The sequence below is a fragment of the Echinicola vietnamensis DSM 17526 genome (genome assembly GCF_000325705.1).
Classification (GTDB): domain Bacteria; phylum Bacteroidota; class Bacteroidia; order Cytophagales; family Cyclobacteriaceae; genus Echinicola; species Echinicola vietnamensis.
In genome coordinates this window covers 1,476,837-1,497,710 of sequence record NC_019904.1, presented here as the reverse complement: position 1 = coordinate 1,497,710, position 20,874 = coordinate 1,476,837, and the positions used below count along the sequence as shown (strand labels likewise).

General features: G+C 45.9%; 13 protein-coding genes. 7 read left to right on the top strand and 6 right to left on the bottom strand.

Features of this window, described 5'->3' with window-relative positions:
- Nucleotides 1-35: 35 nt before the first annotated feature.
- Nucleotides 36-1,667 carry an L-glutamate gamma-semialdehyde dehydrogenase gene (gene pruA / locus ECHVI_RS06330; RefSeq protein ID WP_015265135.1) on the top strand — a complete coding sequence of 544 codons (1,632 nt, stop codon included), beginning with the start codon at nt 36-38 and terminating at the stop codon, nt 1,665-1,667.
- A 260-nt stretch (nt 1,668-1,927) separates the two neighbouring features.
- Nucleotides 1,928-2,941, top strand: coding sequence for a DUF4221 family protein (locus ECHVI_RS06325; RefSeq protein WP_041738365.1), 1,014 nt, complete (start codon nt 1,928-1,930; stop codon nt 2,939-2,941).
- Nucleotides 2,942-3,240: 299 nt separating this feature from the next.
- Here the strand turns inward: ECHVI_RS06325 and ECHVI_RS06320 are convergent, their stop codons facing one another.
- The 5 genes from ECHVI_RS06320 to ECHVI_RS06300 all read right to left on the bottom strand — a co-directional run bounded on the left by ECHVI_RS06320 (nt 3,241) and on the right by ECHVI_RS06300 (nt 8,455).
- Nucleotides 3,241-3,924 (bottom strand): porin family protein, encoded by a 684-nt coding sequence (locus ECHVI_RS06320; protein WP_015265133.1) that lies wholly within the window; start codon nt 3,922-3,924, stop codon nt 3,241-3,243.
- A gap of 71 nt (nt 3,925-3,995) precedes the next feature.
- Nucleotides 3,996-4,199, bottom strand: a complete 204-nt coding sequence (locus ECHVI_RS06315; RefSeq protein WP_015265132.1) for a hypothetical protein — start codon at nt 4,197-4,199, stop codon at nt 3,996-3,998.
- Nucleotides 4,200-4,277: 78 nt separating this feature from the next.
- Nucleotides 4,278-5,819, bottom strand: a complete 1,542-nt coding sequence (gltX, locus tag ECHVI_RS06310; protein WP_015265131.1) for a glutamate--tRNA ligase — start codon at nt 5,817-5,819, stop codon at nt 4,278-4,280.
- A gap of 652 nt (nt 5,820-6,471) precedes the next feature.
- Nucleotides 6,472-7,704, bottom strand: a complete 1,233-nt coding sequence (lysA, locus tag ECHVI_RS06305) for a diaminopimelate decarboxylase (RefSeq protein ID WP_015265130.1) — start codon at nt 7,702-7,704, stop codon at nt 6,472-6,474.
- Nucleotides 7,705-7,819: 115 nt separating this feature from the next.
- Nucleotides 7,820-8,455 (bottom strand): hypothetical protein, encoded by a 636-nt coding sequence (locus tag ECHVI_RS06300; protein ID WP_157501253.1) that lies wholly within the window; start codon nt 8,453-8,455, stop codon nt 7,820-7,822.
- Between the two features lie 207 nt (nt 8,456-8,662).
- Between ECHVI_RS06300 and ECHVI_RS06295 the strand changes: the two genes are divergently transcribed.
- Both ECHVI_RS06295 and ECHVI_RS06290 read left to right on the top strand, forming a co-directional pair.
- Nucleotides 8,663-10,363, top strand: coding sequence for a sensor histidine kinase (locus ECHVI_RS06295; RefSeq protein WP_157501250.1), 1,701 nt, complete (start codon nt 8,663-8,665; stop codon nt 10,361-10,363).
- Nucleotides 10,360-11,061, top strand: coding sequence for a response regulator transcription factor (locus ECHVI_RS06290; RefSeq protein ID WP_015265127.1), 702 nt, complete (start codon nt 10,360-10,362; stop codon nt 11,059-11,061). Before ECHVI_RS06295 ends, ECHVI_RS06290 begins: the two co-directional genes overlap by 4 nt.
- A 189-nt stretch (nt 11,062-11,250) precedes the next feature.
- Here ECHVI_RS06290 and ECHVI_RS06285 read toward each other — a convergent pair whose 3' ends face one another.
- Nucleotides 11,251-13,959, bottom strand: coding sequence for a non-ribosomal peptide synthetase (locus ECHVI_RS06285; protein WP_015265126.1), 2,709 nt, complete (start codon nt 13,957-13,959; stop codon nt 11,251-11,253).
- 408 nt (nt 13,960-14,367) lie between these two features.
- On the opposite strand from ECHVI_RS06285, the gene ECHVI_RS06280 reads away from it, so the two are divergent.
- From ECHVI_RS06280 to ECHVI_RS06270, 3 genes are read left to right on the top strand one after another with little or no spacing between them, the layout of a single operon-like run.
- Nucleotides 14,368-15,405, top strand: coding sequence for a FecR family protein (locus tag ECHVI_RS06280; protein ID WP_015265125.1), 1,038 nt, complete (start codon nt 14,368-14,370; stop codon nt 15,403-15,405).
- 52 nt (nt 15,406-15,457) lie between these two features.
- A complete protein-coding gene (locus ECHVI_RS06275) occupies nt 15,458-18,832 on the top strand; it encodes a SusC/RagA family TonB-linked outer membrane protein (RefSeq protein ID WP_015265124.1) in 3,375 nt (1,124 codons plus the stop codon).
- A 4-nt stretch (nt 18,833-18,836) separates the two neighbouring features.
- A complete protein-coding gene (locus tag ECHVI_RS06270) occupies nt 18,837-20,462 on the top strand; it encodes a RagB/SusD family nutrient uptake outer membrane protein (RefSeq protein WP_015265123.1) in 1,626 nt (541 codons plus the stop codon).
- The last annotated feature ends 412 nt before the right edge of the window (nt 20,463-20,874 follow it).

Here is a 20,874-nt window from a genome sequence, read left to right as displayed (position 1 = left end):
TTGTTTCACACAGAATATATAAAACTCAAATTATTATGCTAAAAGGTTTTTTTAATGTTCCGGAACCAAAGAACGAACCGGTTTTTGATTATGCACCAGGAACTCCAGCACGAGCCAAGCTGCAAGCAGCCCTTCAAGAGGCCCGCTCCAAGGAAGTGGATGTTCCGATGTATATTGGAAGTGAAGAAGTAAGAACAGGGAATAAAATTCCACTGTCGCCTCCTCATGACCATCAGCATCTTCTTGGGCATTTTCATGAAGGCGACAAATCCCATGTAGAACAGGCTATCAATGCCGCTTTAGGCGCCAAAGAAGCTTGGGAAACCATGGAGTGGGAACAACGTGCCGCAATTTTTCTAAAAGCTGCTGACTTGATCGCTGGTCCTTATCGCTATAAGATGAATGCAGCGACCATGTTGGGACAGTCTAAAAATGCCTTTCAAGCGGAAATTGACTCGGCGTGTGAAATTGTGGATTTTCTGCGGTTCAACGTGAAGTATATGACCGAAATTTACAAACAACAGCCTCCTATTTCTGGAGATGGTGTTTGGAACAGGCTGGAGCAACGGCCATTGGAAGGTTTTGTCTTCGCCCTGACCCCATTTAACTTTACGGCCATTGCGGGCAACTTGCCTACAGCACCGGCCATGATGGGCAATACCGTGGTCTGGAAGCCGGCATACACCCAGATCTATACCGCAAATTTGCTGATGCAGGTATTCCGGGAAGCGGGTGTTCCTGATGGCGTCATTAACTTGGTCTATGTGGATGGACCAGCTGCAGGGGAAGTGATTTTTGAGCATCCTGAGTTTGCGGGCATCCACTTCACAGGATCGACAGCAGTCTTCCAAACCATTTGGAAAACCATTGGCAACAACATCGAAAAATATAAATCCTACCCGCGCATCGTAGGCGAAACGGGTGGTAAGGACTTTGTCATCGCACACAAGTCTGCTGACGCCAAGCAATTGGCCACTGGCCTGGTTCGTGGTGCATTCGAATTCCAAGGCCAAAAATGCTCAGCCGCATCAAGGGCCTACATTCCTTCCAATCTTTGGGAAGACGTCAAAAAATACATGCAGGAAGATTTGGCTTCCATTAAAATGGGCGGCCCTGAGGATTTCAGCAACTTCATCAACGCCGTGATTGATGAGAAGTCCTTTGATAAAATCGCCAAATACATCGACACGGCTAAATCAGATGGATTGGAAGTGGTGGCCGGTGGTCATTACGACAAGTCAAAGGGCTATTTCGTAGAGCCCACCGTACTGCTGACCAAAGACCCGATGTACACGACCATGTGTGAAGAAATCTTTGGCCCAGTGTTGACCATTTATGTCTACCAAGAAGATCACTTTGAGGAAGCACTTGAGCTGGTAGACCAAACTTCTCCGTATGGATTGACCGGTGCCATCTTCTCACACGATCGCTACGCAGCACAACTGGCTACTCAGAAGCTCAGAAATGCCGCCGGCAACTTCTATATCAACGACAAACCTACCGGAGCGGTGGTTGGTCAGCAGCCGTTTGGTGGTGCGAGAAAATCGGGCACCAACGACAAGGCTGGAGCCATGATCAACATGCTGCGCTGGGTATCTCCAAGGACCATCAAGGAAACCTTCGTCACCCCGACGGATTATCGTTACCCATTTCTTGGAGAAGATTAAGAAAACTGGAAAAAAGTAAGTCTTGAATATAACGACAGCCATCCGCCGCGGCGGATGGCTTTTTTTGTGCTGTGGAAGAAGGTAAATGCTTCCAGATATTGTCACGCGACTATATTTTTAGTAGATTTTAGAACATTTAGAAAAATTTCACCATGCGCAGTTTCTATCCTAGATGTATTATCCTCCATTGCTTGCTTGCCGGGCTTCTTTTCAGCTGCAATCATAGCTCAGACCATCAAAGTGCATTTACCGCCAAACCGATGGCCACATTGGTACAGGATACTTTATGGCTCGAAAAGGATATCCATACACAGTGGTTAGGAACTGATTTTACTTATCTGGAAGAAGCTGGAAAGCCTATGCTTTGTCAGTTTAATGGGCGTAGGCTTTTGACATATGACCTTGGCACGGGGAACTTGGTGTCTACCCAACGCTACGAAGAGGAAGGTCCGAACGGCATTGGCAGCTTTATTTCGGGCAGTTTGATCAGCAAAGACAGCATGGTGTTCATATCCGGTGGCAAACAACTGATCATCGCCGACCATAAAGGGACGGTACACAGCAGACACGACCTGCCCGCCCATGAAAATACCGTCAGGGGCAGTTCCCATTATGCTACCTTTGTGCATAATCCGATCTACTTAAATGCAAACAAGGTCCTGCTTACAGATGTCCCTTTTGTGCTGAAATCACCCATGCTGGAATATTCAAACTGGCTGATGGAGTATGATTTGGAGACGGGATCCGATCGCTACGTGAATTTTACGTTTCCAGAAAAATACAAAGCCTTTTTAGATGATTCCGAATTTTGTCACTATTCCCATGCATATGCCGAAAGCAAAGGGGAACATTACATCTCATTTGCAGCAGATGAAAAGCTGCTCCGCATAAAAGATGGAAAAAGGACTTGGATAGATGCCGGAAGCAAGGAGCCGATGGAATTTTTACGGGGTACCACGGAGAAAAGCGGTGAATACATCGTGTTCAATCCTAACCCCGCATCCAGCCAATATGGTACGCTGCAGTACAGCCCATGGCACCAACTACTGGTAAGAACGGCTAAACTAAATGTAGATCAGGAGCGGGAAATCGAAAACTACAGTTTCATTGTCTTGGATGAAAACCTCACCAAAACCGCTGAGCTGACATTTTCCACAAATGAATTTTCAACCTTGGGATTTTTTACGCCAAATGGATTTTACGTAAAACTGGCACAGCAGGAAAGTGATGACCGCATTGCTTATGCTAAGGTAAAACTACCAGGAATGGATTAGGGATGATTTGGGATCAAGAGGGAAGTTGGTGGCTAGCAGTTTGCTTCACGGTAGCAACACGGATAATTAAAAAGGCCACAAAGGCACCAAGTAAATGCTGTAACCTAGGTTTGACTTCATGCTGGAACCGAAGGCTGAAAGTCTTTATCACCCTAGCGCAGCACTTCGGTAAACTCCGTCTTGATAATCCATGATTTGACCTGAAACAGGCCTTTAAACGACATCAAAGCCATGCAGGTCATTGCAGAGAAACCTCCGCATACCACGTGTATCTATCATGTTGCGGGATACCTCAGCCTTTACTTTCGCTCCATTACCTGAAACAGGTAGGAAACGGTAAATTCCAAATTGGTGACTTCCATGTCAAAAATACGGTCTTGGCTTTCAGGCCGTCCCAATTCATAAGAAGCCCTTACTTCAGCGACAATGGTGCTTTTACCGAAGACCTTCGAAATACCTGCTCCAGCGGTAAGCCCATACATAAATTTCTTGGGGTCGTCACCCGGCTGCCCGTAAGTAGGCAAGATGGGGACTTCTGTATTTGTTGTTTCAAACTCTCTTCGGACATCCGTAGCATTAAGCAAATAACCAAAATGCGGTCCCATTTTAATGTGAAACCTCCCTGAACGGCCAAAGTAGAAATTGGAGAGAAATGGAATTTTCAGGTAATCCAATTCTGTCTCATTGGACATGGTCTCGTCCTCGTTGTACTCGACATAGCCTGTGGTCAGGTATTGGATATCAAGCTCCACGCCAGCATGATCCTTAAAGTAGTGCTCAATGGCAATACCATACACCGGTTTGCTTTTGACCCCATGTACTTTCTGCTTTGGAATGGCCACTGTGGGGCGATAAGACATGCCAGAGTAAGAAAGCCCTCCACGAAAACCCACACTCAGCTGGGCCTGGGCCATGGTAGTGGTGCCAGCCAGCAGTAGGCAGAGAAGGATAAATTTATGCAAAGAGGTGACGGTGGATTTCAACAGGATATAATTAAACGGCTTATTTGGCGAATTAAATTAAAAAAAGGAAAAAAATAGTCCACCGAAGCGGACTATTTTTTTTTGTCATTTTTGATCTCGTCCAGGTCATCCCTGTCCTTAAGCTTCTTGTCCTCTACATTTTTGTTCAGAAACTCATTGATTTTATCAATGGGAAAAGAGCTTGATATTTCCCCGAATGAATCAATATTCATTTTGAAGCCATCCAGCTCGGGATTGACTTTGGGGTTTTCTTCTTTTTTATTTTTTTTAGCCATGACGCATCCTTTCTGTTTGTACAGCCATTTTTAGGTATCTATCACGATCAAAAGCTACGCAAATGGCGCTAACGTAAATTACTTTGCTTTGACCTCTAAAGTATTTAACGCAAAATCGATCCTTTTGATTAGTTCATCCTTACCAATTATGGTAAAAATCTCCATCAAGTCCGGGCCGGCACCGACGCCGGTAACGGCCAAGCGCACCGCCTGCATCACCTTACCAAGTTTGATTTCTTGACTTTCTGCAGCAGATTCCAGCATGGCTTTGGCACTTTGAGGGGTGAACTCGCCTTCAAATTTATCCAGAGCATCCCTGTAGGCAGTAAGTACGGCCACGACATCTTCATTCCATTTTTTGGCGGCTACTTTCTCATCAAATTCCGTAGGAGCGATCAACATGAAGCGGCCTTCTTTCCATAGATCAGAAGGGAAAGTTGCCCTTTCCTTCATAATGGCCACGATTTGCTCAGCTTTGGCTTGAAGGATTTCGATCCCTTCCTGCTTCAGGTCTTCAATCAGGTACTGGGCCAGATCGTGATTTGACTTGGCCTTCAGGTACTGTTCGTTAAACCATTTTGCCTTGTTTATATCAAATTTCGTTCCCGATTTACCTATTCGCTCCACCGAAAACGCATTGATCAGCTCTTCCATGCTAAAAATTTCCTGGTTGTCCCCCGGGTTCCAGCCCAAGAACGCAAGGAAGTTTACAAAGGCATCAGGGAAGTAACCTGCTTGCCTGAATCCTTGGGAGAAATCCCCTGTGCGAGGATCCGTCCAGTCCATCGGGAAAATTGGAAAACCATTCTTGTCCGCATCCCTTTTGCTGAGCTTACCGTTACCGTCAGGTTTTAACAGTAAAGGCAGGTGGGCAAACTGCGGCATCGTATCTTCCCAACCCAAATACCGGTACAATAGCACGTGAATAGGGGCTGATGGCAACCATTCCTCTCCACGAATCACATGGGTGATGCCCATCAAGTGATCATCCACGATATTAGCAAGGTGGTAAGTGGGCATTCCATCAGATTTCATCAGCACTTTATCATCCAAGGTGTTGGAATGCACCATGACCCAGCCACGGATCATGTCATTGAGGCGAATTTCCTCTTTTCTGGGAACTTTCAGGCGGATCACATAGGGATCACCAGATTCCAAACGGGCCTTCACCTCATCTTCCGGCAACGTGAGGGAGTTTTTCATCTGGGTCCTGGTGATGGAGTTATACTGAGGTGAAACGACTCTTGCGGCAGTCAATCTCTCCCGCATTGCATCGAGTTCTTCTGAGGTATCAAAAGCATAATAGGCATGGCCTTTTTCCACCAAGTCCATGGCATATTGCATATAAAGTGGCTTTCGCTCAGATTGGCGGTAAGGACCATGGGGGCCTTCCTTCCAAGGACTTTCGTCCGGCGTAATACCGATCCATTCCAATGCCTCCTTGATATACTCCTCTGCACCCTTTACAAACCGCGTCTGGTCGGTATCCTCTATTCGCAGCAAAAACTTTCCTTGGTTCTTTTTGGCAAAAAGGTAATTGTATAGGGCCGTGCGGACACCGCCAATATGTAGGGCTCCTGTAGGAGATGGGGCAAAACGAACGCGTACTTCTTTATTCATTGCTTTGATTTTTCCTTTTTTGATAAGGTTATAATACCGGGAATTTCCGTTTCCAATTCAATCAGCAAAGATACAAAAAGATGCCAAAGGAAGGGTAATTCCAGTGCAGTTTTAAGAGATCAAGCGGAAAAGTTGGGGGTAGCCTATTATCGATGGGTAAATATGTTCTTTGTTACTTTTGGTTTCTATTTGGCCACGGATGAACACTGATAAAGACAGATAGGATGCTTAGGCATTGTAAATCCTTGTTCATCTCCCCAGAAATATGACTTGATCCAAAATAACAGGAATTAAGCCTATATCGATGGCAAAACCCAGGCCAAATAAAAATGTACCCAAGAGACGAAGTAGATGCTGTAATCTACACGGAAAGTCATAAATAATTGCTTTGTGCCTTTGAGCCTTCGTGGCGAATCATTATTCCCCTAAATAACAAAATCTCTCCACCCAGGAATATTGATTGATCCTTGATCTCCCTTTGGTCTTTCTTAAAAAAATAAAGTCCGGAGAGTTGGCTCCGGACTTTGGTGAATTTAAATTATTACTACCAGGGCTTGTGCTTGGTTTTACTACTTGCTAATTTAAGTATATACTGCTAATGCTCAAAGTTTTATCTGTGATAAAATTGGGGATTAAAACCTAAAACCCTTAATTATAGCCCTATATCAATTTGATGACGTAAAATATCTTCAAAGCTCTCACGCGCTCGAATCAAGTGTGCTTTACCATCTAGCACCAATACCTCAGCTGGACGAAGCCTTGAGTTATAATTGGATGCCATGCTGAATCCATATGCGCCCGCATTCTTGATCGCCAATACGTCTCCCTCTTTGACCTCCTTGAGTTTTCGGTCCGCAGCGATGGTATCCGTTTCACATATATACCCCACAATGGTATATACACGATCCGGTCCGGTAACACGCGAAATGTTTTCCACACCATGGTAAGCATCATACATCATGGGACGAATCAAGTGATTAAGGCCAGAGTCCACCCCAATAAAGGTTGAAGCCGGTGTAGACTTAACCACATTGGCATTGACAAGGAGGTATCCGCACTCGCTGACCAAAAACTTCCCTGGCTCAAACCAGATCTCGAGTTCCCGGCCATAGTTTTTACAAAACTCCTTGAAGGCAGCCGAAACTTTTCGTCCCACCTCGACCATATCTGTGGTGATATCACCTTCTTTATAGCCCACTTTAAAGCCGCCTCCAAAATCAAGGAACTGCAGATCTTTGAATTCTTTAGCTGCATCAAAGAGGATTTCTGCTCCTTTTAAGAAAACCTCAGCATCCAAGATATCCGAACCGGTGTGGACATGAAGCCCCGCTACCTTTAGGTTATGGACTTCCACGATTTTAAGCACGTGCTTTAGCTGAAGGATCGAAATCCCAAACTTACTATCGATATGTCCCACGGAAATTTTAGCATTTCCCCCGGCAAGGATATGGGGATTTAGCCGGATACAAAGGGGCACGCTATTGCCATAATACGTCCCAAAATGCTCCAGCATGGGGATATTGTCAATATTGATCATAACGCCCAAGTCCACCGCCTCTTGAATTTCTTCAAAAGCCACGCAGTTTGGCGTAAACATGATTTCGGACGGCTCATAACCCACGTGAAGACACAGCTTCACCTCCTCTATGGACACTGCATCCACTCCAGTACCTGCCTTTTTCATCAGTTTAAGGATGTTGATATTGGAAAGGGCCTTCGTGGCGTATTTTATCTTCAGGTTTACAGAAGAAAAAGCATTTTGCAATGTGGCCACTTGATCCAGAATTTTCTGTCCATCATAGACATAAACTGGCGTGCCATACTCGCTGGCGATATCCAATAGCGGAACCCCCTGAACCTGGTACTGTTGGTTGTCAATTGTCATGATACATCCTTAATAAATATAAGAGGGCAAAGATAGAAAAGGCCAGCCAACAAAAAAAGGAAGACCTTGCCTTCCTCTTCCTTAAATTACGTTTTGGTATCCCTGTTGGTCAGGCTCAATCCTTGTCATCTTGGGAAGCTTTTAGCGCTTCTATAAGTTTTTCGAGCCGCTCAATGGTCTCCTGAGCTTCCTCTTGATCCATTTGGATGTGGCCGTCTTCATCTTTTTCAAATGCAAAAACTTCAACTTGGCGATCACCTTTATACATGGTAGCGCCACTGCCGGTATCGAAATCAACATCTCTCTGATAAGCCGGCACGCCAAGGAGAACTTTCTTCCCGGATCTAGGGGCGGTACTTCTGATGGTCTTTATGGATTTACCATTTTTGATAATGGCTACTTCCACATCATCATCCTGATGCATCCAGGAAACGTTTCTTTCCCTATGAGTAGGATACATCATGGTAGAAAGGCTGATCTTTTTATCGTCCTTGGTTGTCTCCAGCACCAGCTTTTGGTGTTCACCTTTTGGCAGTTCGATGCCCAAGTCCTCAAAAAACGGATCCTCCTCCATCACCTGGCGACTGTCATACGTCTTGGAAACTTCCTCTTTTACGCCATCCTTCTCAGACGATACGTTTAGGTAGTACTTGGTTTGTGATTTGTCTTCTATTTCTTGACCATCCGACATCCCTGTGATCATAAAGCAGCAGCAAGCCACGAACATCCATCTTAATTTAGCATTCATCATGATATGGGTTTTGTGGAAAAACAGGTTTACGGGTAGAATTCAATAAAACCGCTCCGCTGTAAAGCAAAACAGCACAATCGAACATTATAAATGTAGCCATTATCAAAATAAAATTCTACACACAAGGTGTTAAGCCTTGTTAAAAATTGTTAACCTTCAAGCTTACTTGGCAAGAACCTATAAATTTGTAACATGTCTAAGACGAAAATGAAAATAATCATTCTGTTGATGTCGCTGGCCTGCTTGGGTTTGGTGGGCTTCCAGTATTACTGGGTGGCCAATGCCATCAAGATCAATCAGGAGCGATTCGAGCAGAATGTATACCAGTCTTTGGCGGCCAGCATTACCAAATTGGAAAAGGGCGAAACGAGTGATATTATCCTGAGCACCATGGCAAAGGACAGTACCTTTAAGCAAATGCTCTTTCAGAAAATCGAGCCAATAGAAGTAAATATCCGCCGTAGACTGTCCTTCGAAGGAAGGCCTTCGGTGATGGATTCTGTTTTTAAGGAGCCTTTGCCAAAAGTTTCCTCCACATTTGAGCGTATCATTGCCTCCCGCGGTGGTAAGCCCGAAGATAAGTTTGAATTGCAAAAGTACTTTGAATTACCGGCATCCGTGGCCAGGCAGCTGTTTACGCCGGATGAAATGGCGATTTACCTAAAGGAAAAAGAAAAATACCTGGAGTTTGTCAGTCGAAGGGACAGTTTTGTCCAAGCGCAGGACTACTTGATGAACCGCAAAGCCATCATCACCGAAGAATATGACATTTCGGAAGATGTCGCCGAAAACATCATCAAGGCAAATAAAAAAATCGAACTCATGCAAGTGGTGTTCACCCAGCTTCTGGCAGACACGCAGGAGAACATCCTTTATCGGGTGGATACGACAGAGCTCCATCGCGATATTTCCAGCCAATTGAAAAAAAGGGGCATCTCCGGTGAATTTGAATTGGCAATTCTCAACAATAAAGGTCGCCTCATCCCCATCAATAGGATTTCTGACCCCATGGAATTTAGAAAAAACAGCATCAGGGCAGAACTATTTCCAGGGGATCTGGTCGGACAGGATAACTTCATGGTCATCCATTTTCCCAAGAAGCAACTTTATCTGCTCAAGCAGATCTGGCTTCCGCTGTCCAGTTCGCTTTTGTTTTTGCTGATCATCATTTTATGCTTTGTCTATGCGATCAAGGTCATCATCCGTCAGAAAAAACTTTCGGAAACCAAAAATGACTTTATCAACAACATGACCCATGAATTCAAAACGCCCATCGCGACGGTTAGCTTGGCGGTAGAAGCGCTCCAGGACCCCGAATTGATCAATCAGGACACTTTCCGAAACCGCTATTTGGGCATCATTAAAGATGAAAATAAACGCTTGGGCTCTCAGGTAGAGAAAGTCCTTCAGGCCGCAGCACTGGACAAAAAGGATTTCAAGCTGAAATTTGAACAGGTCAATATCGTAGACTTGATCAAGGATGCGAAGAAACACTTTGACCTCCAAGTAGAAAAAAAAGGTGGGCGAATATTGTTGGATATTGATGTAAAAGACCCCTATCTCGAAGCAGATGCCTTTCATCTTTCCAATATCATCAATAACTTGTTGGACAATGCCAATAAATATTCGGCTGACAAGCCCCATATAGCCCTCAAAGTAAAGGAAATGGCTACAGGATTTTCCATTACCATCAAAGACAACGGAATGGGAATGTCCAAGGATTCTGTGAAAAAGATTTTTGAGAAGTTTTATCGCGTCCCTACGGGCAATGTCCACGATGTGAAAGGATTCGGACTGGGCTTGGCCTATGTCAAAACCATGGTGGAAGAGCATAATGGAAGCATCTCAGTAGAAAGTGAAATCAATAAAGGAAGTACATTTACCATCACATTACCCCGAAAAAAATGAGCAAAGCAAGACTTTTAGTAGTGGAAGACGATCCCAATTTGGGAGATATTTTACAAGAATACTTGACCATGAAAGGGTATGAAACCACCCTCTGCCGGGACGGTGAAGAGGGCTGGAACAATTTCAAAAAAGGAAAGTATGACCTGGCCATTCTGGATATCATGATGCCCAAAAAAGATGGTTTTACCTTGGGAAAGGACATGAAAAAAATAGAGGATGACCTTCCGATCATTTACCTTACTGCCAAAAACATGAAGGACGATGTCATCGAAGGGCTCAAGATCGGAGCCGATGATTATATCACAAAGCCCTTTAGCATGGAAGAACTGCTGCTGCGAATCGGGGCGATTCTCAGACGCACCCAAAAGGAAGACGACACCGCAACGGCCCTTAAAAACTATGCCTTTGGAGATTTGATCTTACACTATGACGAACAAATGCTGGAGAGCAATGAGGGGAAACACAAACTAACTTCCAAAGAAAATGAGTTGCTTCGGCTGCTGGCTGCAGAGCTTAATAAGCCTGTGAACAGAAGCTATGCGCTCAAACAAATCTGGGGTGATGACAGCTATTTTAACGCCCGCAGCATGGATGTTTACTTGAGCAAGATCCGTAAACTCATCAAAGTCGACCCAAAAGTGCAGATCATCACACTGCATGGCGAAGGCTTCAAGATGGTGGTCAGTGAAGAGCAATAATCGAACGCTTGGATTTGATGTGAATAGCGCGTAGGACTTTAGCTCAAGATTGTCCTGCACACTGCTCAGTAGGCCGCCAGAAATCACGGAATGAATTTTTCATTCCGTGATTTCTGTAGACAGCCATTTATATTATCTGCTGATCAAGTGGCTTTGGCCAATACCCTATTTTTCAATCGAATCGAATGATCAATACCCTGCCAAATGATGACGCAATCTTTTTCCCAGATCATCCACAAAAGGTTCTTCAAACAAGGTAAAGTGATCTCCCTCTACGGGAATGACCGTCACATCTTTACAGTAATCGGTCCATCCGTTTGCCCAGTGATTGGAAGACTTGGAGGGAATGATCTTTGCCTTGAAAACGATCACGGGTACATCGAGTGGTTTAGGGTCGTATTTGACCATCGCTTGATGATTGATCGCCCTAACCCTTTTGATTACGGCACCCCGTCCATCCTTTGAGGGAGCCGGCGCCAGGCCGAGCTTTTGAAGTATTTTCTCCTTTTTGTGCTTCGCAGCCCTCTTCTTAAACTTTTGATAGGTCTTTGGAGCCTTTAACATCACTTGGATCCAAACTTTTCTTCTGGCCAGCCTGGCTTTTAACGCCGCAAAAGAACCCGTATGCTGATGATGGTACATCGGCATATTAACCGCCTGGGTGTCAAACATGAGGACTTGGGAAACTTCTTTGCCCATTTCCTTGAGCATTCTTGCCATTTCAAAGGCGACATAGCCGCCAAAAGAATACCCACCTAAAATGTACGGACCGTCCGGATTTTGTTCCAAAACCTCTCGGAGGTAATGTGCTGCCATTTCCTGAACGGTTTCGAGGGGCGCATCCGTCCCGTCCAAGCCCTTTGACTGCAAGCCATAAATGGGCTGTTGATCATCCAAGCGATGGAGGAGTTTAAAAAAGGTTCCGGCATTGGCAGCCATTCCGTGGACGAGATAAAGCGGTGTAAGATGTCCATTGGTACGAATGGGCACCAGCGAAGCCCATGAAGCATCACCACTGTGCTGATCCAAAAATGCAGCAAATTTCCGGATAGTCGCATGGCTGAATAGCGTGGTCAAGGGCACATTTTTCCCCGTCTGACGATCTATGGCTGTCATGACCTCCACCGCCAATAACGAATGTCCACCCAAATCAAAAAAGTCAGCATCCACCGAAACAGAGGACATCCGAAGGCTTCTGCACCAGATATCATGGACGAGCCGTTCTGTTTCGGTAGTGGGCTGCTGGGTGGGATCAATGAAGCCTGGCAGAACAGGTCGTGGTGAAGGCAGTGCTTTCCGGTCAATTTTCTGGTTTGTCGTCAGCGGCAGCTTGTCGAGCGGCATCCAATCCCCTGGAACCATGTATTCAGGTAATCGCTTCATCATCCTATCTTTCCATGCCGTGATCAACTTAGAGAACAAGCCTTGGTCTGCCTTGGAGGCATCTTCCAAGACGACATAGGCCACCAATCGCTTGTTGCCGGGAAGGTCTTCCCATGTATGTACGGCCACCTCTTTAATGGCCGGTTCTTGCAGCAATTGCTGTTCGATTTCTCCCAGCTCAATCCTGAACCCGCGAATTTTCACTTGGTGGTCGATACGTCCCTTGCAGACAATTTCTCCCGATGGCAGGAAACAACCCAGGTCTCCTGTCTTATAAATGATCGGAAAGGCTTCCTCCAGGACATTGGGAAGAAAGCGATCTGCCGTCAACTCCGGGCGTCCATGGTAACCTGCCGCGACCCCTTCTCCACTAATATAAATTTCGCCCACTGCTCCCTCTTCGACAGGATTCATTTCGGTATCCAAAATGTAAACACCGGTGTTGTCGATGGGCTTACCAATGGTAATTTGGTCATCAGTAGGTGCCAGCTGCTTCATGGTGGAATAGATGGTGGTTTCTGTGGGGCCATAGCCGTTCCAAACTTCATCGCATAAGCCCATCAGCTGCATGGCCAGGTCTTTAGGGAAAGCCTCTCCACCACTCAGGATTCGCAGCGGTAACGGCTTATCCCAACCCGCCATGGTCAGCATCCGCCAAGTAGCCGGGGTAGCCTGCATAAACGAAATCTGCTTTTCCTGTAGCAGCTTGTAAAGTAACCTCCCATCCTTGATGGCATCGGAATTGGCCAAAACCACCGTAGCTCCTGTGATCAAAGGCAAAAAAAGCTCTATCCCCGCAATGTCAAAAGAAATGGTGGTGATCGCCAATAACCGATCATCCATATGCATTCCAGGTGCTTGCTGGACACTGAGCAGTAAGTTGGTAAGGTTTTTATGAGTGATTTTGACCCCTTTGGGGTTTCCGGTAGATCCGGAGGTATAAAGTAAATACGCCAATGAAGAGGTATCTTCTACTCGCTCCACATAAACATCACTGTACTCCTCCAGTATGGGAAAAATGGTGTCGATATCTAATTTTTCGGCCGTGCAGCTTACCTCTTGAAGCACGGACTTGGAAGTAATGATCGCCTTTGCCTGAGCATCTTCCAACATGTATTGGATGCGCTCATGGGGAAGCTTGGGATCCACCGGTAAATAAGCACAGCCTGCCTTGACAATCCCGAGCATCGCCACTACCATTTCTATCGACCTGTCCAAAGCGACCGCAAGGATACTTCCCTCTGTAACTTTGGCAGCTGTCAGGAAAGCTGCAAACTGGTTGGACTTAATTTCCAAGTCAAGATAAGAAATGGCTTTATCATAGCACTCTATGGCTATCTTATCGGGAACTTTACCAGCCATACGGTGAAAGATGGCTGTAAAAGGTTGGTGGATGCCAGAGCCTTGAACACTGAATTCAAAGTCCTTAAAAATGTCATCCAAATTTGGAGACGAGGCTTCCTTAGAGGCTAGGAAATGCCCAGCATCATAGTTGTGCGCTTTTGAAGTGCTCATAATTGAGGAGTAGTTTGGTACTTAAAAATTTTACTAGTATTCGTGTTGAAACATCCACTTCCTTTCAGAAAGATGTCCTGTGTAGTAGAGGTGGCCAGTCAAATTGAGCATCAGGGGGAGTAACCCTGGCCCACTTTTATAAAGTATAGTCAGCTATATATTTGTAAATATAAAAACGAAATTCAATAATAAAAAAATGTATTTTGTAAAATATTATCAAACATTAGATTAGTAATTATTTTCCTACGAAAAAGAATATTTACATAAATAACCTACTGACATATACTTCATTACAACATCATCAATAGCGCATTCTCTTTAAATTTGGATCATCTCATGAATTTTTTTCCAAAACCCGGTATCATTTTCATACCTGCGCCCTTGTATAAGTAAAAGGGCAGTCAAAACGTGGATCAACACAAAGAAAACATATTCTACGAGCTTATCACAAGAAAAGATTTTGTCGATTGGGTAAAGTATCCAGCTGGCGATCGGAATCAATTCTGGCAAAAATGGATGCAGGAACACCCCCATCACCAAGAGGAGTTTCTGAAGGCAAAGGAGTTTGTACAGCGTCTCCAAATCCAGCAATACCAACTGGACGAGGCTACCCTTGACGGCATCTTGGACAAAGTGGTGGCGGCAGATGAAAAACATGTCAAGGGTCACTTACCGACACATCGAAAGGCATTTTTCGGCCAATGGCTGAAGGTCGCCGCCATTCTGGTCTTTTGCTTACTGATCGCCCTCATTGGTGGCAAAGTAATCATCGATCCACCTATAGGGCCCAAGCAAGAAATCACTTGGAAGACAACCGAGAACCCAAGAGGCCGAAAATCCACCATTCACTTGCAGGACGGAACGGTCGTCCACCTAAACTACGAAAGTAACCTGACATTTCCAGCCCACTTTGAACCGCATCAAAGGAGGGTGATACTAAACGGTGAGGCGTTTTTTGAAGTCTCACACGATCCCTCAAGACCGTTCATTGTACAAACGACCGGTATGGAAACCCAAGTACTGGGGACTTCTTTCAACATCAAAGCTCCCAAATATAGCCATAACACGGAAGTGTCCTTGGTCAGTGGAAAGGTTAAAGTCAAGGGGGACCACCTCACGGAGCACTTCCTCACCCCTGGCCAGCAACTTTCCTATAATGACCAAAGTGGGCTGCTTAAGAAAAGGCCTTTCGAGGTATCGCTGGTCACTGCATGGAAAGAAGGTGTGATGATCTTCACTGACACCGGGTTTGAGGAATTTATTGATCAGCTGAGCAAATGGTACGGCGTCGATTTCCAAGTCTATGGCGATACGCCAAAAGACTGGAAAGTAAATGGCCGGTATGAAAACGAAAAGCTAGAAGACATCCTAACAGGGATGCAATTTATGTACGATCTAAAATTTAGGATCGATGGGCAAAATGTAACCTTAAAATTCTCTCCATAAAACCTAGAGAACAGCTATTTAAAATTGAAACATCAATTAACAACCCAAAATTATGAACAAAACAATACATCAATTCCGCTGCCTTTGTGGGATTTGGCTCCTCGGGCTACTCCTTCATAGCAGCGCAGCAAATGCGGCCAATATCCAGGACCATTCCTTTCCTGACATGCTCGCCATGCATAGCCAAGGAAAAGATTTGAACATGACCCTTTCAGTCAATTATGACCAAGCAACGGCCAAGGAAGTATTTGAACATATCGAAACCCAAACAGGCTTCCGATTTGTATATGATCGCCAAGCGGTGGATCTAGCTGACCATTTTACCATTCAGGAACAGGACATCAGACTCTATGACCTACTGATCAAAATCTCCCAATCATCCCCACTACGCTTTAAGCAAGTCGATAACCAAATCAACGTCCGCATCGAAGAAAACCCTTCTTCCCAGGATGAAAAAATGGTTGACATCACCCTCACTGGAAAAGTCACCGATAGCGAAGGAGAGCCGCTACCCGGTGCCTCCATCATGGTGGATGGCACCCAAAATGGCACCGTCACAGATCTCAATGGACAATATTCCATCGAGGTTCCCGAAGGAGCCACTTTAACGGTTTCGTATATTGGCTTCCAGACCAAGCGCGTGGATGTGGGCAATCAGACCACACTGAACATTGTCCTCGAAAGTGACCTTGCGGGGCTGGATGAAGTGGTGGTGGTCGGTTATGGTGAAATCAAGAAAAAAGACCTCACCGGCGCCGTTTCTTCCATTGGCAGTCGTGAAATCAACAGTGTTGGAGCCACCAACCCCATGAAAGCCCTCCAAGCTAATGCTGCCGGCGTGAATATCACCCAGCGAACTGGCTCTGTGGGCAGTGGCTTTGATATCCAGATCCGAGGAGCCAATTCCCTCACCGGCGGGAATCCGCTTTATGTGGTGGACGGTGTAATGACCGACAATATCGACTTTCTAAACCCCAACGACATCGAACGGATCGACATCCTAAAGGACGCTTCTTCCACTGCCATCTACGGATCCAGGGGATCCAATGGTGTGGTGATCGTCACCACCCGTTCGGGCGAAGGACTGACCAACCAAAAACCTACCTTTTCTTATGCTGGCTTCGTAGGGGTGCGGACTTTCACCAATATGCCTGACTTCCTGAATACCTATGATGAGAGCATCCAATGGAACATTGACCGTCAAGCCACCCGAGATTTGGTGCAGGGCGTGCCCATCGTAAATTCCCCGACGTATAGTTTTCCCGAGGTAATTACCGAAGATGGTACCAATTACTGGGAAGAAGCCTTGGCTAATGGGCGCGGTACCGACTGGTTAGGGGAGTTTCTAAAGCCCAGTATTCAGCAAAACCACTTCATTTCAGCGGCAGGAGCTTCGGATAAGGTCAGCTATGTTGTAGGCTTTGGCTATCAAGGGGATGATGGTAATGTAGAAGGCCAATGGTACAAGAAATACAACTTCAAAGCCAGTGTCGATGCCCGGCCAAATGACATGTTTGCCATCGGGGCCAATATCAACCTGGCCTTTTCCAATAGGGAGCTGATTTCACGGCAAGGTTATACACGCCAGCTCTTTCGAATGCCCACCTATGCTCCAGCCTTTGATGCTGATGGCAATGTGATCCAGTCCCCCATGATCGGCATTTCCGGAAATGTCAATCCATATGCCTATCTGGAAAGTGGATCTAAGTATAACGAAGAACAATTTTATGCCATCACCAATTTCTATTTGAGATTTAGCCCCACCAAGAACCTTAGTTTCAAATCCACCTTCTCTCCCAATGTGAAATTTGGACGCACGGGAGAGTATTTTGACCGCTTTGCCACACGCTCCATTTCCGTGGCCAGGATGTGGAACGATAACAATATTTCCTACATCTGGGACAATCAAGTGAATTACCATAAAACCTTTGGCGACCATCGTATTTCCTATGATTTTATTCAGTCTGCCCAGATGAACCGTATCGAAAATGCCTTTGCTTACGGTCGCGATGTTCCCTTTAATTCACTTTGGTACAATGTACAGAGCGCTCCGCAACGGGATGCCACCACCGCGTACAATAAGTTTACACTACTTTCATTCACCAACAGGCTCAATTATTCCTTTAAGGACAAATTCCTCGTGACCGGCACCATCCGCTGGGACGGCTCATCCAAACTTTCCGAAGGCAACAAATGGGCTTCCTTCCCTTCGGCCGCTGTAGCCTGGAGGATGACCGAGGAACCGTTTTTGAAAGGTTCTTCCGTGGTGGACAATTTAAAACTACGCGTGAGCTATGGTTATACCGGAAACAATAACATCCCCGCCTACTCTACCCAATCCTCGCTTAACCGTCAAAAATATTACGACTGGGACGGCACCACCGCCGATGGATTTGTTCCTAGTGCCATTGCCAATTCCAACCTCACTTGGGAGCGTACCCGGGAATGGAACTTCGGTGCGGATTTTGGCTTCCTGAAAAACCGCATCAGTGGTGAAGTAAACGTCTATGACCGGATGTCTCTAAACCTTCTGATGGAACGGAAGCTGGCCATGCCCACGGGCTGGGAAGTGATGATGGATAATGTCGGTTCGGTCAGCAATAAAGGAGTAGAACTCCAAGTGAAAACGGTAAATGTGGAAACAGGCGATTTTACTTGGGAAACCAATTTTATCTTCTCCAAAAACACCAACAAGATCGTAGAGCTTTATGGTAAAAAAGAGGACGATGTGCCCAACAGGTGGTTTATCGGCCAGCCGGTCGATGTGGTCTATGCCATGGTCTTTGATGGAGTATGGCAACGGGACGAACTGCCTACCGAAGACCAACAAGCAATGGAAGGTACTGCGAAAGTTAAAGACCTCAATGGCGATGGAAATATAGACATCGATCATGACATGGCCGTACTGGGTTCTCCTGCACCCAGCTGGATCGGAACGTTTACCACCAGCTTCAGGTATCGAAACTGGGACCTTGCTGCGTCGGTTTACACCAAACAAGGCGTCTATACCTACAGCCCTTTCCATGGTGAATTTACCGATTTTAACAGTAAAGTAATCTTGGATGTCCCCTACTACCTTCGGGAAAGTGAGGTGACCACGCCGCGTTATTCTAACGAATATCCACAGCCCAGTTACATGGGGCAGTATTATGGCGAAGATTCCGAAGACTATGGCTATCCAGGCTTTAACAAAGACGCGTCTTTTGTTCGGATTCAAAACATCACCTTGGGATATAACTTTGCTCCTGGAGCTTTGGAACGATGGGGCGTGACCTCCATGAGGATTTATGCCAATGCGCTGAATCCATTTCTATTCACCAATTATGAGGGATTCGACCCAGAATGGGCCGGTGCCGACATGTCAGGAGTGGATGCCACCAATACCTCATATGCCATTTATCAGCTAGGTGCAAACATTAAATTCTAATATCATGAAAAGCATAAAAACAATTATATACACTGCAGTGCTGGGATGGGCTGTTTCGGGCTGTTCTGGTTTTTTGGACGAGGAAAACCTGGGAAACACCACTGCCGAAAATTATTACGGGGATCAAGCTGGATACGAAGGGTTGGTAAATGCTACTTATGCCACCCTTAGGGATGTTTACCAACCGACTCCCTATATCTTTTGTGCGGGCACTGACTTATTCTTTGCCGCGCATGCGGAAGTACCACTGGGCTTGGCCTCCTACCAAACCCTGACTCCCGGCAATGGCCAAGTGGAGGAGCTGTTCAAAACACTTTACCAAAGCATCCAAATTGCCAATATGGCCTTGGACTACGCTGATGAAACGACTCCATATACAGCTTTGGAAACGCGCATTGCGGAAATACGGACCATTCGGGCACATTATTATTTTCTGTTGGTCCAGCATTTTGGAGATGTGACACTGATAACCGATTTGGTCAAAGAGCCCATTGTCAGCTTTGAGCGGAATCCAGCCAGTGAAGTTTATGATTTTATAATCAGTGAGCTGGAGGCTGCTGTCGATGCGCTGCCAACAGCGCAACCTGATTTTGGCCGGGTAACCAAGCGAGTGGCTCAGCATATTCTGGCAAAAGTCCATCTCACCAGAGGTTACGACACTGCCAATGGTGGCTCAGCAGCAGATTTTACCCAAGCAGCGCAATTGGCAGATGCAGCCATTGACGGCCAAGGCTTGAATTTGGCCTTCGCAGAGCTCTTTGAATACCAAAATGACAACAACGAAGAAATCCTTTGGTCCATACAATATGCGGAGGCCTCTACGCTAAATTCTCCAGCCCACAATTGGGATTACCCTTGGGGACCACTAGTGCAGGGCGCCGATGATGGTGTCAACAAGAAAAATGCCCTCCATCCGACCGAATACCTCTTCACTTTGTTTGAGGATGCAGATGCCCGTTTTGAAGGAACTTTTCTAAACATCAAAACCAGTCCGTACACTGGCTATATCCTTCAACCGGAAAGTACTCCTGTGGACTATTACTATCCAAGAACTGCCGACCAGTTGGCTGATACGGTCGCTTGGCGGGCTGCTGCACCCAATCGCAGTGAAACGGTCATTACCCAAATTGGCCCCTATTGGTGGGACGGACTTAACCAAACTGATTTTCCAGCATTGAAAAAATTTGATCGCTTGCAGTTGCCTGATATTCGGTACACGCACGACCTGTACTTGGCGCGGTTGGCCGAGACGTATTTGATTGCGGCAGAGGCTTACCTTCAGGCGGGAGATGCAGGTACTGCCCTGGCCAGGGTAAATGAGGTCAGGCGAAGGGCCGCTGCACCGGGGAAGGAGGCTGCCATGCAAGTTTCTTCGGTGGACCTGGACTTCATCCTTGACGAACGAGCTCGCGAGCTGGCCGGAGAAGGACACCGATGGCAGGACCTGAAGCGAACCGGAAAACTCATGGAATATACTGCCGAGCGAAACCCGGATATCAAAACGATCTATGACAGTGGCACGGATCCGTTTTTAGGTGCTAATGGAGCTTTCAAAATCCTTCGCCCCATTCCATTATCGGCCATTTCATTGGACGCAGGTAATTACCCCCAAAATCCTGCTTACGAATAAGGCTTTCATTGGGATTTTTTGATACACTTGATGCTCTCCCTTTTCCGCTCCATATCGGAAAAGCGGAGAGATTTTTTTGCCCTAAATTTCTCAACGGCAGGAATGTGCAGGATGGACTTACTTTTCTTATTTGGGATATTAGGCTATGCTAAAATGCGAAAAACCGCACGCCATGAAGCTGTGCAGTGTCCAATAAAAAATAAGACACTCCCAAACGCCTACACCAAATAAACCCCTTTTCCCCAAAGAATGCATGTTCTAATGCCTCCTTGGAGAAACTGCAGTAGTTTGCTAATGCCATACACTACTGCTAATGTCAATTAAACAAGTCAAATCAAGTGACGGGTCCTCTATAAAAGGTAGTTGGCCCTAACCCATAACCGAGAAATAATAAGATGCTATTTAAAGGTAA